The sequence below is a fragment of the Ferrimonas sp. YIN67 genome, from assembly GCF_057219095.1.
Map to the genome: position 1 here is coordinate 140,407 of NZ_JBXVVJ010000004.1, position 14,163 is coordinate 154,569.

The window sequence follows — 14,163 nt, forward strand, 5'->3', positions numbered from 1 at the left end:
TTCAAAAGCCTGCCATGCATCCCATGGCGGGCTTTCGTTTTTTGCCGATGGCGATGCTGACGGATGGCTCGGCTCTCCATTTTCCATCCCGGCGAATTAAGACGTTTGAGTCACCGAATTCTCTTCTTCTTGGGGGGCCTCCCACTTTGCGATTTGATGACAATTCTTCACTTTTCTCCCATTCGGAATGTTTGATAATGCTGCGGCAATGATCTTGGTTGAATCGCATCAATATCCGCTTTTGTATTGCGTTTGGATCAAGTGGTACTCGTTGGTGGCGCTAAGGCCGACAATGAGTAAAAGCTCCTAGAGAAAAGCGAAGAATAAAATGAAGAAAAAGAATCCCATCGTGCTGTCGGCTTGTGCCGCAGGCATGTTGATGGCAGCGCCGGCGATGGCGTCGGACGCACCGACCAACTTTATCTGGATCGTGGCCGATGATCTGGGCTACAGCGATGTGGGCTTCCATGGCGCCACGGATGTGCTGACGCCGAACATGGATCGCCTGGCCGCGGGCGGGGTGATCATGAGCACCGCCTATGTGTCGGCTCCCGTCTGTGGACCCTCCCGGGCCGGCTTTCATACCGGTAAATACCAGCACCGTTTCGGTCATGAGATCTTGGTTGGCAAGAGCGATCTGGGGACGCCGACCGATGAGTTGATGATCCAGGAATACCTGCAGACGCTGGATTACCGCACCGGGCTGATCGGTAAATTCCACGACGGCAAGGCAGAGAAGTACCAGCCTCATAACCGCGGCTTTGATGAGAGCTTTGCCTTTAATAACGGCGCTTCGGCCTATTGGGTGGGGAACAACGAAAATGGGATGCTCAAACGCAACGGGGTCCCGGTAGAGCGTGAAGATCGCTACCTGACCGATGCCATGGGACAGGAGGCGGTGGACTTTATTGAGCGCAACGCCGAGATGCCTTTCTTCCTGGAGGTGGCGTTCACCGCACCCCATGCGCCGATGCAGGCCACCGAGGCGAAGCTCAAGGAGTATGAGCACGTGGAAGGCAAACGTCAGATCCTGGCGGCGATGATCTCCAGCATGGATGATAATATCGGCCTGATCCTGGACGCATTGGAGGAGCAGGGTGTAGCCGAGCACACCATGGTGGTGCTGTTCTCCGACAATGGCGGCAAGTTTGAGCACGGTGGCCAGAATGGTCCGTTGCGGGGCCAGAAGGGCAGTACCTTTGAAGGCGCCTTACGGGTGCCGTTTGTGGCCAAACTGCCGACCCACATTCCGGCGGAGCGTCGTTCTGATGTGATGATCAGTGCGTTGGATCTGTTCCCGACCACGGTGAAACTGGCCGGCGGCGAGATCGATCCCGACTGGGAGCTGGATGGTAAAGACATCCTTCCTGTGCTGTCGGGGCAAAGCGATGTGACGCCCCACGAGCGGTTGTTCTGGCGTTTCAATCAGCACTGGGCGCTGCGTGAGGGCGACTGGAAGCTGATGAAGAGTGGCCGTCCTAAGGACTCCATGATGCTGTTTAACCTGGCTGAGGATATCGGTGAGCAGAATGATCTGGTGCGTCAGTTCCCGGAGCGTGCCGAGCAGATGCGTAAGGCGTGGAATGAGATCAGCGCCGAAGTCGGCGGTGCCGCCTGGGGCCGCTACAAGGGCCAGGTAGAACGCGACTGAGTCTTTCTGTAAACCCAAAAGCCCGGGCCCGATGGTCCGGGCTTTTTTGTAGGTCAAGGTGTCGTTTGGGCCGAGCAGCTCCGGCTTCTTCTTGAGCCGGAGCTGCTCGGCCAGGGGGGCGACAGAGCTGGCCGACGGGCGTTCGGAATCGAACGCTCAAATGCCGTTGCGAGGTGTGCTGCACCCGCTCCCTTGTGGTGGGCACACACCAGGGGTCGCCCTCATTGCTTAGACACCAGGAACCAGGAGTCACGCCCAGTTGCCTGTCTCAGCACAGACGGCACCGGGGTCAAAGAAGGGGGGCCACCGCGAGGTGGGATCGGAAAGAAGCCCCGGGCAAAGCACAGGCCTGCCGAACAGAGACCCTATAGGAGATAGCCAGGCTGGGTGAAGTGAAGGTGATGGTCGTGGCCCTTGGTGGGACTCGGCGGTATCGCACTTGAGTTTGGCGTTACCGGCGACGCTGTTTGCACCTTTCGGTGGGGCACGACCAGCGGCCCAAAGGTTTGGCCTGAGCCGCCTGGACACGCAACCGTACACCCGGTGGTGTGAGAGGACGGGGCGGCAAGGCCCCCTCCGACTTGATTTATGCCCCTATCGCCAAGGCATGGCCGAGGTGGCGCTGGCGACGCGGGTTTGCCTATTGAGTGACGATCCAGAGGGCGTGTATCACCCCGGGCACCCAGAAGAACAGACACAGGATGACGTTGATCAGCAGATCTTTGCCGGCGCCATTTTTCAGGAATACCGCCAGTGGCGGCAGCAGGATCGCCAGGATGACGAGGAGTAGCTTGTTCATAGAGAGTCCAAAGTTAATGATCCCACAACTGAGTATAGACATGAAAATCAATGATATCGGACTCATTGGAATCGCCTTGCCGCTGTCCTTATTGAGGCATGTTAACGGGGGGGATTGCTGCCGGGCCGCACCCTGGTAAAGCGCCAGGCGGACTCGGCATTGCTGACCCCCTGTTGCTGCTCGAAGGCGAACCAGGCCAGGGCTCACGCCGCGTCGCTGATCGACTCGGTAGCGGGGGCGGGCAATGGCGTTGGCCAGCAGGGGCCGTTCGTGTGTGGCGGCCAAGGAGTTGCCCGAATTGGCTATGCCTGACATCACGCCATCGCCTGCGCGACCGCAAAAGGCTTAAAGCCTGCACACCAGGGTTGCCTTGATGTGCAGAACGCTCCTGGGGGGAACGAGGGGCTGGGAGCGTGGACTCTGCGCCCCAGGAGCCCTAAGCCTGGCATTGGCATCCGGATCTTGTTGCCGATGTTCGTGTTACGCGGGGATCTGACGAAATAGCGGCAGGGTACCATCGGTTTCGGCCGGGGCGTGGCCTGCGCCATTGCTGAAGTTGGCCAGCAGGGGAAATAGCTGCTCTAACTGGCTTGGCGTTGCTCCCATCCATTTGGCCAGTGTGGCGTTGATCTGATCCGCCGCCAGGGTGGGCAGCATTCGCCCATTGCTCACCGTATCCGGGCCATCGAGTCGCAACGACGGCCAGATCCCATAGCCTCCCCCCGCGACGGCACCGCCAATGATCAACTGGTTGGAGCCCCAGCCATGATCCGTCCCGGAACCATTGGTGCCCAGTCGTCGGCCAAATTCCGACATGGTGAAGGTGGTTACCTTGTCGTCGAGTCCCAGATCACGCAATGCGCCTTGAAAGGCACCCAGGGCATCATCGAGTTGGGCCAGCTGCTGGGCCTGATCGGTTTGTTGGGACGCGTGGGTGTCGAATCCGCCCAGCCCGACCATGAAGACCTGCCGGGTGTGCCCCATGGTGGCGTAGGCCTGGATCATCTGTTCAACGGTCTTAAGCTGGCCTGCCAAGTAGCCGCCGGGGTAATCCCCCAGTGCGGGCTTCTGGGCAAGGATCCCATCCAGAGTTTGGCTGGTATGGACCGCATCGGACTGGATACTTTTGAGTTCCTGCTGGATCAGGGTTGGGGCATCCAGCTTAAACAGGCGCTCGAACAGGTCGTGATTCTCTGCCGCATTGGGGGCAGAAAAGGTGGGAATGGCGCCGGCCTTGAGCAGATTCAGGCCACTGAGGCGGGAACGCACCCAGCGCTCATTGCCGGTGATGGAAAACAGCGGGGCGATTTCGGAATCGGTGCTGTCGAGCAGATCCATCAAGCGACCGGCCCAGCCCTGGGCGGCCGTTGGATTATCACTGCTGCTCTGCCAGGTCTCTTTCTGGGTGTTGTGGGCGAAAAGATAGTCCGGGCGGGGCACCGAGTTGGACTGAAACTGTGCCTGGGTGGTGGGCTGGATCAACGGGCCGCAGTTGAAGATGGCCGCTCCGTCGCCATCGCGCATCAGGCTGGCGATCCTGGGCATGGCCCAGTGCAGTCCCAGTGGATTGCCGAGGTCGTCGAGGATCCCGGTGTCATGCAAGCCATCTTGAAGGTCCGGATCGGCAGGAATATTGCTCAGGGCCAGATCGGAGCGGGCTTGCTGATACTCGGCATACTGGGCATCGGCCTGGGGCACCAGCATATTGGTCCCATCGTTGCCACCGTACAGGTAGATGCACACCAGTGCCTTATAGTCGGTGAAGGGCGCTGCGGCTTGCGCCGATCGAACGAGAGCGCCGGGTACCAGGTTGAGGCCGGTACCGCACGCCAAGCCCTTAAGTAGTGTTCGTCTGTGCATGGGTTACTCCTGGTACATGTATTCCGGCGAGGTGACCGCCATCATCAGGGCGCTACGGATCCGGGCGTCGGGCTCGCTGGCGTCAAACTCGGCCAGCTTGGCGGCCAGGCTGGCGCGCAGGGCTGGACTCATGCGGGAATGGAGCAGGTTGCCATCGATCCAGTCAAGCAGTTTCCCGTCATCCGCCTGCAGCAGCTCCAACTCGCTGCGATCAAAGTGGGCTTGCCCTGCCTTGCTGTTGCTGTCGGCGGTGATCACGGCCCAAAAGCGATTATGGGTGGTGATGTAGTTATTCCAACTCAGGACCTCCAGCTCAGGCGCCAGTTGGCCGTCATCGGCCAGCAGTCCCTGGCTGTAGTCCGGGGCAAAGAAGTTGAAGACCGAAGGGGCATCCAAGGGCGCCTGGCCATAGCTGGTTCGACTCTTCATAAAGTCCTTCATGCGTTCGCCATTGGCAGTAAGGCCCAGGGTTTTGGCCAGATCGGCCATCAACAACAGGGGCTCACGGATCTTCCGCGCCTCACCGGGTTGGTAATTGAGGTTGACGGGATCCGTGAGGATGGCGGTTACTACGGCCCCCAGATCACCCCGGATGCCTTCGCCGTTGTCCTTAAAGGCATTGGCGACCCGCTCAACGTAGGCCGGAGGCGGATTGGAGTGGGTCAGGCGCTGGATCAGCCGGTAGGCGATAAACATGGGCGTATTGGGGTGCTCGAACAACAGATCCATCGCCTGCTCGAGATCCTCCTGCTCACTCTGGCCCGCGGGGAAGTAGTGGCCAAGTACCCGTTTGTCACCGGTTTCATGCTTGCCGGAGGGCACCAAAGGCAGGGTCCAACTGAAAACCTCGCTGATGGTGTCGGCATCGACGTTCACCGTCTCCTTGGCTCGTTTCCATCCTGAGAACACTCGGGCTAACTGCTCCACATCGGTTTGAGTGTAGGTGGGCAGGGTATTGCCTTGAGCGTCGAGTTTGAGGGTGCCATCGTCGTTGAGCTGGTAGAGGCCGATGCTGAAAAGCTGCATCACCTCGCGAGCGTAATTTTCATCGGGCAGGGTGTTTTTGGCGGGATTGGCCTTTTGGCTGCCAGACAGGGAGAGGTAGATGGCCATGGCCGGACTGAGGGTGATCTCCTCGAGCAGTTCACGGTAGTTACCAAAGGCATGGCGGGAGAGGATGTCGTAGTAGTGCGCCAGGGGTTCACCGACCGCCTTGAGCTGCTGGTGATTGAAGGAGACCACCATGATCTCACTCAGGGCAAAGGCCACCCGGTGACGTAACTGGTCTTGGCCATGGATGGCGCGATCCCACCAGGCATCCATAAAATCCGTCGGGCTGGGACGATATTGGCGAGAGTTGCTCATGTCCCGTCCGCTGAGATCCCGTAGGTGTCGGGTGAGGGCCAGGTATTGGCTTGGCGGCATGGCCATCTGCTCATCGATCCAGCCATACAGATCGCGCTGGCTTAATGCCAGGCTAGTGGATCGATTGGCGCCGAAAGTGGCTTGACCGAGCAGGCGGGCGGCCTGCACCTGAGTGAGGATAATGGGCTGAGGAGCTGGCGGCTCGGTCTCCGGCGGCTCGGTCTCCGGCGGCTCGGTCTCGGGCGGCTCGGTTTCCGGTGGCTCGGTTTCGGGCGGCTCGGTCTCGGGCGGCTCGGTCTCCGGTGGCTCGGTCTCGGGTCGCTCGGACTCGACCGGTGTCTGGATTGGCGCTTGGTCTCCCTCTGTCTCTTCGCCACCCCCACAGGCAGCAAGCATTAGAGTAAAGGCGATGGCCACTGCCGTCGCAAAAGTCCCTTTTAACGCCATCAGCTTATCCTTTGTTTTTGAGTCAATTGCCAAGCTCAAAAGGGTAGGGTTCTGGACAGTTTCGGTTGGCCTTCCCCCAGGCGATTGGCTGGCTTGTTGAATTGGCTATCGTTCAGATATTGCTGAAAAACCTAACACAATGATGTCGGATTTTTGTTCGATCTTTACATGAATTTAACGGGCGTTAAGGGAAGGGAGTTCATGCTGAGGCGCCTCTCTCCCAGGCCAATGGGGTCCTGGTGGGGGCTCAATGGTCTCGAACGTTATCCTTGGTGGCTTGATGGGGTGGGGCGACAAGGCAATGGGTGGCGCTCGGGTGTCAAATGCCGTCGGATCAAAGCAAGTGCGGAGGCAGGCTCGGCCCGGGTGAGCCGGCCTGCGGACTGTTGATTTATGGAGATGGGATCAGCGCTTCTTGCCTGACCGAGATTGAGCCAGGGCTCTCTTGCGTGCCTGCTGCTTCAGGGCACCCCGTTTGGTTTTTCGGGTGGTGGGGGCCACTTGGGTGAGATCCGGTTCGAAACCCTCACACCATTGCTGAGGCAGGCGCCTGTCCAGCAGTGCTTCAAGTTTTACCAGGGCTGGCTCATCATCGACACTGAGCAGGGTAACGGCGTGCCCCTCCTGGCCCGCCCGGCCGGTACGACCGATGCGATGGACATAGTCTTCTCCCCGGAAGGGCAGCTCCATATTGACCACATACTTGAGTTGCTCAATATCCAGGCCACGGGCCGCGACGTCGGTGGCCACCAGGGCGGTTACCTCGCCGCTTTTGAATTGGTTCAATACCGACTCGCGTTTGCCCTGGGTCAGATCCCCATGGAAGGGCTCGGTGTTGATGCCCGCCTGTTGCATCTGTTTGACCAGGGTGTCAGCGCCTTGCCGGGTGCGGCTGAAGATCAGGGCCTGCTGCCAGCGCTCTTTCTGGATCAGGTGACACAGCAGGGCGCATTTTCTATTGGCATCGACGTTGTACACTCGCTCCTGGATCTTGGCCGCCGTGGTGTTGCGAGGGGCTACCTCGATCCTTTGGGGGCTGCGCAGCAGGCGTTCGCTCAGGCGGAAGATGCGCTCATCCAGGGTGGCGGAGAACAGCAGGGTCTGGCGTGCTTTGGGGATCTGCTTGAGCAGGGCGAGGATCTCATCCCGAAAGCCCATATCCAGCATGCGATCCGCTTCATCGAACACCAGATAGCGCAGCTGGGAGAGAGAGGTGTTGCGCTGGCGCAGGTGATCCAGCAGCCGGCCCGGGGTGGCCACCAGCAGATCGACGCCCGCCTTCAGACGCTGGGCCTGTGCCTCGATATTGGCACCGCCAAACGCGGTGGCGCAGATCACTCCGCTGTCACCGGCATAGCGTTCAACACTTTGTTGTACCTGTTGGGCCAACTCCCGTGTGGGCACCAGGACCAGGGCTTGCAGCGGGCGGATCTGGGGCGTTGGCTCGGCGGAGACCCCGGTGTCGGATCGTGGTTCCAGCAGCATCTGGAGGATGGGCAGGGCAAAGGCTGCGGTTTTGCCCGTGCCGGTCTGTGCGCCAGCCAGGACGTCCTTTCCCTGCAGTACGACAGGGATCGCCTGTGTCTGGATCGGGGTGGGCTGCTGATAGCCCAGCTGGGTTAAACGCTGAACGAGATCAGCACGTAATGATAAGGCTGCAAAAGACATGAACACTCCCAAACGGCTAGGCGCGGGAGTTTAGCATGGTGTGCAAAGGTGAAGAACCTAAGCCTTGAATGAGGTTTCCAGGCTTGGCCATCCAAGGGGACGTCATAGCGCACTCAATATTGTTGAAGCCCGGCTTGACGCGTCTTTGGCTCCTTTTGATGGGTGCTAAGGGGCCTGGCGCTGGTGAAGATCCGCCAAGGACCGGGGGGGCCCCCAATACCTTGCTGGCAACAAAGGGTTGTTTCGTAAATGTTGGGGGTGTTAAGTTTGGGTTGTTGCCGCAGGGCTGCGAAGCACTCCCGAGTGGGTTGGCGTCCATGGGAGACGCAGTGTTCGTCGGGGTTGTGTTGATTGGCTGACCATAGATCAGTCCAGTGTTATCGACAAAGGAGGCAGTGATGCAGTTGATCTCTATCGACAGGAGGCTTTACCGGCGACGAGCCAGTCAGGTAGTCGGTGGCTTTACCCTTGCTTCTTCATCACTTTGCTTTTTGTTCAGCCACCTTCTGGTTGCCTTGGGGGTGTCAATCGATCCCTTGCGCCTTTGGTTGGCTGCTGGACTGATTGCCCTGTCCGCCTGCGGCATGTTTTTATACGCTGCTCGGCATCACTCCTATCTTCGCGAGTTGTCTTACGTCTGGAAACTGAAAGCGTTACTTCGACGCATGGCACCACGAGTGGCCAACCTGAAGCGGGCGACCGGCCAGGGAGATCCCGAGGCATGTGCGTTGTTGCGTTTCTATTTTCGGGCCCGTCTGATGGTGCATGGGTTGGATCATGCTGGTGCAACTTCGGCGGCGATACAGCAGGAACTTATGGTGCTGGAGGTGGTGGCAAAAGATCTGGAATTGCCCGTGTGATGCCTCATGCCGTCGCTTTCTGTTGATGGGTCTGCCTTGGTGATCCGCTGCGGCTGGTATCTCAGTATCCCTTCCCTGCAATGCTTCTTTGGGCCGCGCCCCTCTTAAGCACGCTCCATTTGCCTTCAATCGCCACCCTCTCTTTCAGTGATTGAGCGACACTGAAGGGAAATAACGTCGATGCTCCACGCACCACTTTGGCTTGCCGCTGCTTCGCGTCGAAGTCCGGCTTCGGCGTCCCCGCCTGCGTGTTCAAGTCTTCGGCTTTCATCCTGGCCTGAGGCCTCGGCTCAACCCCTGTCGTTCGGATTACTCAGAATCGGCGACAAGCCACGGGTTCATCAGCGTCAACGATGTAAAACAACAGAATGGGTTCGTTCAACACTGGTCCGGGCCCCAGTCCTTTTGTGCCCTCGCCGTTAAGACGCCGGTTTCCTTTATCAATAGCCAGATATCTGATTGATTTAGCAACCACCTAGGCCCAGCTGCGTTTCTCCAATGTCACACCGACAGCTCAAACAGTGTTTTCCATCGAATATCGGTGCAAACCTTCGCAAGGAGCATTGGTTTCTCCTTTATGGGCTGCTATTGGTTTGCGCCAATGGCAAGAGATACGGACCTAGTAGTAAAGGAGCGTCCATGCAAAAGAAAATGATAAGCGGTGCCACCCTGATGGCGATGGTGGGGATGGCGCCCCTGGCCATGGCAAAACAGCCCAATATTATCGTTATGATCACGGACGATTTAACCTACGCCGGTTACAGCTATACCGGTAATAAAAACATTGTTACGCCCCATGTGGACCAGTTGATCCAGGACGGGGTCTTTGTCGAACATGCGTACGCCACGCACGCGGTCAGTGCGCCGTCTCGGGCAGCATTGATGACGGGGCGGTATCAATCACGCTTTGGCTATGAAACCCTGACGGGGAATGATAAAGAGGGCCGCAGGCTGGATCATGGTGTCTCAACGAAGGAGATTTTTCTCTCTGAGGTGCTGGCAAAGCAGGGGTACAGCACCGCTGCGTTGGGCAAGTGGCATTTAGGCATCAACGAAAAGTATCAGCCTAATCAACGTGGTTTCGATTACTTCTTCGGTTTTCCCGGGGGCAGCAGTTACAGCGACTGGCGTAAGTTGGTGGAGAATGGCGAGCCGGTACAGGGAGAGGGCTATATCACCGATGCATTGGGTGATAAGGCGGTTTCCTTTATCGAAGAACATAAGGAAGAACCCTTCTTCCTCTATTTCGCGCCGTTCAGTGTCCATGCTCCCTATGAGGTGAGTGCGGAATATCTGCCGGATGGCTTCACCAAGACCCGGGTGCCTAAGCCCAAAGGTGAGCAGGCCAGCGAGAAAGCGATCGCGGAAGCGCAAATCGTCTATGACGCGATGATCCGCTCTTTTGATGCACAGGTTGGCAAGATCAGCGAAACGCTCAAAGCGTTGGGGCTGGAAGAGAATACCTTGGTGATCCTGACCAATGACAATGGTGGCTCGACGCTTCACCCCAACGGTGAGTTCAGTGGCGGTAAGGCTTCCTTGAATGAAGGCGGTCTACGGATGCCGTTTGCGGTGAAATGGCCTGCGAAGCTGGAGGGCGGGCAAGTCTACCCGGACGGTATTGTCTCTAACCTGGATATCTTCCCGACCGCCGTGGCTGCAGCAGGTGGCAGCATGCCGAACGACCGGGACTACGACGGGGTGGATCTCCTGCCTTACCTGAGCGGGGCCAACACAGCTTCACCCCGGGAAACCCTGTTTTGGCGCTCCGGTCGCGGCCATGCGGTCCGCTGGGATGACTACAAGATGATCTGGGAGTCCGATCGGAGTGCCATGGAGCGGGAGTTTCGCCAACGCCACGGACGCAAGCGCCAGAAGCAGGATCTGCCGCTGTTCGATACCAAGGAGCACTACTACGAGCCGCGCCTCTATAAAGTGACCGAAGACGTTGCCGAGCAGAATGATATTGCCCGTCAGCATCCGGAACTGGTGGAAACCCTGATCCGGAAGATTGAAGACTTTGATCAGCTCAAGGCGAATGATCGGATCCAGGGTCAGCAATGAGTCAGGTGCCTTTGGGCAATAGATCATAAGGAATAAATAGGATCCCTTCGAGGTTATGGCTTCGAAGGGATTTTTTTTGCCCTGGACTTTGAACCCTGTTTTTCCCCTATGGCACGAAGGAAGCCTTCAATCTGGGCTCGCAGGGACGGCTCTTGAATGCGTTGGCTGCAGGGAGAATGGCTGGCGTTGAGTTTTTGCTCAGTTGGTTGTTTTGCCTTTCGCGATCAACATGGCACATTTCTTGGGGGCTTAACCTGCTGTCAGGGTTGATAATTCAAAAGATTATTTTGACAAAGGGCACTCAATTGGCGCGATGTGTGTTTCTTTCATTTGATGAAAGTTGGCTAGATCCTGGTCGGCTTGATCAGGATCAATATATTCTTCGGTCGGATCCGATGTTATGAAGGCGAGAGGGTTGGCGTGATGGCACCCGGATAGAGATCGAAAGGAGAGGAAGATGAAATTATTGATGCTGCCAAAGTGTTATACGGATCTGTGCATTCATGGAAAATGGTTTCATCACGATCACGGTCAGTCCAGTGCGTACATGCTTGGGTGCAACGATGTTTTCGATTTGGGTGGTGTGCCCACCACGGAAGAGGAGTTGACGGCATTTCTCGAGCCGATTGCCCGCTCCCACACCTAGCTGGATTGAGGTCGTAGCCAAGGTTAGGCGCTCTTTGGCAGGGAGGGACGCTTTGCTTTGGTGGTCAGGCTCGGTGAGAGCCGTCAAGCGGGCTCAGTGGCGGATAGGGCACAGTTATTGTCTGTAGCTAATGGTAAGCTATTGAGAAAGTTAACTATTGGCCGTGAGGCCAAAGACCGAGAGCCCGTTTAATGAAGAAGTTTGCCGCCCTGTGGATCGCCCTGTCTCTGTTTTCAACTGCCCAGGCGCAACAGGCGCGTTACCAGGAAGCCGAGCGCTTGCTGGAGAGCATGCAAGTTGAAAAGACCCTGGAACAAACCATTGAGCAGATGCTGGCGGTGCAGATGGAACAGAATCCGGCCATGCGTCCATACCGCCATGTCTTTTTGAAGTTTTTTAATGAGTACATGGCGTATGAGCGGTTAAAGGACGATTTTGTTCAGATCTACGCTGAAGCCTTTACTGCCGAAGAGTTGATTGCCCTGGCTGCGTTTTATCAGACGCCTGTGGGGGCCAAGAGTATAGAGATGATGCCCCAGTTGAGCACCCAGGGTGCGCAGATCGGCATGTACCAAGTCCAGGAAAACATCGACAAGCTGGGTGAGATGATCGCCGAGGAGGCGGAGAAGTTGGAAGCCAGCCAGTGATGCTTTGAATTCCCCCAGCTTGATTGCGAGCCCGGCATCTCTTGCCGGGCTTATTTTTTGTCAGAAGGGAACTCGAAGGGCCGGGAGTGCAGCCGTTTTGCTGCTAGATCCCATGAAGGGGTCACTTTGTTACATCTTTTTTAGGGAGCACAGGCACAGGCGGGCCGATTAGAGGGGGCGCTTGGCCCCAAGCAAAGATCCGGTTCTTTGTGGGCTTTCTCTTCGTTTGGTCAGCCAGGCTGTATGCGTTACTGCACTGGAGTGAAGTGACAGGCCCGGGGGAAGCGTGGGGAGCGCTATGCTTAATCTTGGTGGTGGCAAACAGCGTACCAAGCGGTATGCGGAGGTGCTGATATGATGACCCATCAGGCTCGATACGCCTTGTTGTTGTTCCTCGCCCTGGGTTTGGCCAGCGGTGTCAACGCGACCGGCGAGCTGCAAAATCGGGTTGTGTACCATATCGACGATGCAAGCAATGGCCGTTTCGCCCTGCACCTGGCGCAGGATCATCTGTCTATCGATCCCGATATCCAGATCACCCTGGTGGCTTATGCCGCGGGTGTGGATTTCCTGTTACAAGGGGCGTTTGATGGGCACCAGCGGCCCTATGCCCCAGAGGTTGTTGCGTTACTGGCCAAGGGCGTGACATTCCGGGTTTGCTCAGCGACGCTGGCTTTTCGAGAGATCGACGTGGAGCGGGTTCTGCCTGGCATTGAGTTCGTTCCATCCGGAACCTTCGAGATCATTCGGCTACAGAGCCAGGAAGGCTATGTCTATCTGAAACCTTAGGTGTCTCGACCCATTGAAATGCCCGGCATAGCCTGATGCCCCCAAGGCGTTACGGGATTCAGTCCAAGTCCCTGCGGTTGTGCAGTTTGTTGGCAAACTCGCCCAGCAGGGCCTGGATCTCCTGAGGCGTGACCGACTCCTGTTTGAGCAGGCGTTGTTGGATCTGGCTCAGATCGTCCTGCAACTCCCCCAGTTGTTGTTGCCGGGCCCGCTCGAACTGGTTGCTGAGGGCGGCTTGGGCCATCAGGGGATCGGCCTGCTGCTTGGGGGCAATAAAGGACTGACAGGCTTCCACCAGTCGATCGAGCAGCTTGTAGATCAGATCGGCCGAGAACCCGCCAAGCAGAGCCAGGGTGATGCGGATCGCCGCATGACTGGATTTGCCGGTATCGGCCATCTCGCCTGCGACCTGGGCGACCTCTTTGAGGTTAATGGGGATCAGTTGGGTCAGGATGATGCCGGAGATCAGACCAACGACAAAGCGCACCCAGTAGGAGCTTTCATACTTGGGATCATAGAGTCCGGCGGTAACATAATGATTGGCCTTGAACAGGGCGGCAAAGGAGGCTCCGATGGCTGCCGAAGCCAGCAGGACGGTTTGCACCAGGATCAGAGTCAGGCCCTCCATATCGAACATGCTGGCCACCATATTCTGATTGTTGATCAGTGGGGATTGGCTGAGGGTCATCAGGGTGACAAGTGAAGCCACGGCGACCAACATCATCCTTCTGATCAAAGGTACCCGGCCCATAAAGAGAAACAGGGAGCCTCTTTGTACTTCGTCCGCCATCAGTGCGATGGTTTCGGGTTTTGCGGGGGCGACCAGTTGGCTCAACCGGCCGTGGATCTTGCTCAGGCTGGCTGCTCGCTGGCTGATCGCCTGGTGCCTTTGATGGAGCGGGACATCGAGGTAGGCCTCTTTGGCCGCCAGGATCTGCGCGATGTTGGCGGGGACGTTAACCCCCTTGGAGTAGGCATGGCGCGCCATGGCCTGGCACTCCCGCTCCAGGTGTTCGAGTAGCGCTCCTGGCTTGACCGGGGATTGGGAAGCCGTCATTGGCCGAGCTGTCCGGGGCGGTGGTTCAACGGGTCGGGGATCATCGGCCGAGGCCGCTGCACCAGCTTGCCTCCGCTCTGCCTCGACCTGTCCCGCTAGTGTCAGGGTTTCGTAGAGGCTTTGTCGGGTCCAGTTCCCCTCAGGGTCCTGGGGCCTTGGGGGGAGAGTCGAGTCGGGCGTTTGTGGCCCATGCACCTTATCCATCGCGCTATCCTTGCTGATCGCCGTCCAGGCCATCCTGGCCAGTCATTCGATAAATCCTGTTCACTAACCGTTATTAACATAGGGCAAGTTGGGGTTAATGCCCATC

At 57.8% G+C, this 14,163-nt stretch carries 13 protein-coding genes; 7 read left to right on the forward strand and 6 right to left on the reverse strand.

The window, feature by feature from the left end; genetic code table 11:
* Position 1: 1 nt before the first annotated feature.
* Positions 2-229, reverse strand: a complete 228-nt coding sequence (locus AC2D8U_RS11045; RefSeq protein WP_484619107.1) for a hypothetical protein — start codon at positions 227-229, stop codon at positions 2-4.
* Between the two features lie 99 nt (positions 230-328).
* On the opposite strand from AC2D8U_RS11045, the gene AC2D8U_RS11050 reads away from it, so the two are divergent.
* On the forward strand, positions 329-1,651 hold the full coding sequence (locus tag AC2D8U_RS11050) for a sulfatase-like hydrolase/transferase (protein ID WP_484619108.1): 1,323 nt from the start codon (positions 329-331) through the stop codon (positions 1,649-1,651).
* 640 nt (positions 1,652-2,291) lie between these two features.
* Here AC2D8U_RS11050 and AC2D8U_RS11055 read toward each other — a convergent pair.
* Positions 2,292-2,450, reverse strand: a complete 159-nt coding sequence (locus tag AC2D8U_RS11055; protein WP_484619109.1) for a YqaE/Pmp3 family membrane protein — start codon at positions 2,448-2,450, stop codon at positions 2,292-2,294.
* Between the two features lie 114 nt (positions 2,451-2,564).
* On the opposite strand from AC2D8U_RS11055, the gene AC2D8U_RS11060 reads away from it, so the two are divergent.
* Positions 2,565-2,762 (forward strand): hypothetical protein, encoded by a 198-nt coding sequence (locus tag AC2D8U_RS11060; protein ID WP_484619110.1) that lies wholly within the window; start codon positions 2,565-2,567, stop codon positions 2,760-2,762.
* Between the two features lie 168 nt (positions 2,763-2,930).
* Here AC2D8U_RS11060 and AC2D8U_RS11065 read toward each other — a convergent pair whose 3' ends face one another.
* From AC2D8U_RS11065 to AC2D8U_RS11075, 3 genes are all read right to left on the reverse strand, one after another.
* On the reverse strand, positions 2,931-4,310 hold the full coding sequence (locus tag AC2D8U_RS11065; protein WP_484619111.1) for a DUF1501 domain-containing protein: 1,380 nt from the start codon (positions 4,308-4,310) through the stop codon (positions 2,931-2,933).
* Between the two features lie 3 nt (positions 4,311-4,313).
* A complete protein-coding gene (locus tag AC2D8U_RS11070; protein WP_484619112.1) occupies positions 4,314-6,122 on the reverse strand; it encodes a DUF1800 domain-containing protein in 1,809 nt (602 codons plus the stop codon).
* Between the two features lie 405 nt (positions 6,123-6,527).
* Positions 6,528-7,790 (reverse strand): DEAD/DEAH box helicase, encoded by a 1,263-nt coding sequence (locus tag AC2D8U_RS11075; protein ID WP_484619113.1) that lies wholly within the window; start codon positions 7,788-7,790, stop codon positions 6,528-6,530.
* A 398-nt stretch (positions 7,791-8,188) separates the two neighbouring features.
* Between AC2D8U_RS11075 and AC2D8U_RS11080 the strand changes: the two genes are divergently transcribed.
* The 5 genes from AC2D8U_RS11080 (at position 8,189) to AC2D8U_RS11100 (ending at position 12,796) form a co-directional block, all read left to right on the forward strand.
* Entirely contained in the window at positions 8,189-8,650 is a 462-nt protein-coding gene (locus AC2D8U_RS11080) for a DUF3087 family protein (RefSeq protein WP_484619114.1), read from the forward strand.
* Positions 8,651-9,289: 639 nt separating this feature from the next.
* Positions 9,290-10,714, forward strand: coding sequence for a sulfatase family protein (locus tag AC2D8U_RS11085; protein ID WP_484619115.1), 1,425 nt, complete (start codon positions 9,290-9,292; stop codon positions 10,712-10,714).
* 457 nt (positions 10,715-11,171) lie between these two features.
* Positions 11,172-11,360 carry a hypothetical protein gene (locus tag AC2D8U_RS11090; RefSeq protein ID WP_484619116.1) on the forward strand — a complete coding sequence of 63 codons (189 nt, stop codon included), beginning with the start codon at positions 11,172-11,174 and terminating at the stop codon, positions 11,358-11,360.
* A gap of 191 nt (positions 11,361-11,551) precedes the next feature.
* On the forward strand, positions 11,552-12,007 hold the full coding sequence (locus tag AC2D8U_RS11095) for a DUF2059 domain-containing protein (RefSeq protein ID WP_484619117.1): 456 nt from the start codon (positions 11,552-11,554) through the stop codon (positions 12,005-12,007).
* Positions 12,008-12,361: 354 nt separating this feature from the next.
* Positions 12,362-12,796 (forward strand): DsrE family protein, encoded by a 435-nt coding sequence (locus AC2D8U_RS11100; protein WP_484619118.1) that lies wholly within the window; start codon positions 12,362-12,364, stop codon positions 12,794-12,796.
* A 58-nt stretch (positions 12,797-12,854) separates the two neighbouring features.
* Here the strand turns inward: AC2D8U_RS11100 and AC2D8U_RS11105 are convergent, their stop codons facing one another.
* Positions 12,855-14,057 (reverse strand): hypothetical protein, encoded by a 1,203-nt coding sequence (locus tag AC2D8U_RS11105; protein ID WP_484619119.1) that lies wholly within the window; start codon positions 14,055-14,057, stop codon positions 12,855-12,857.
* Positions 14,058-14,163: the final 106 nt, after the last annotated feature.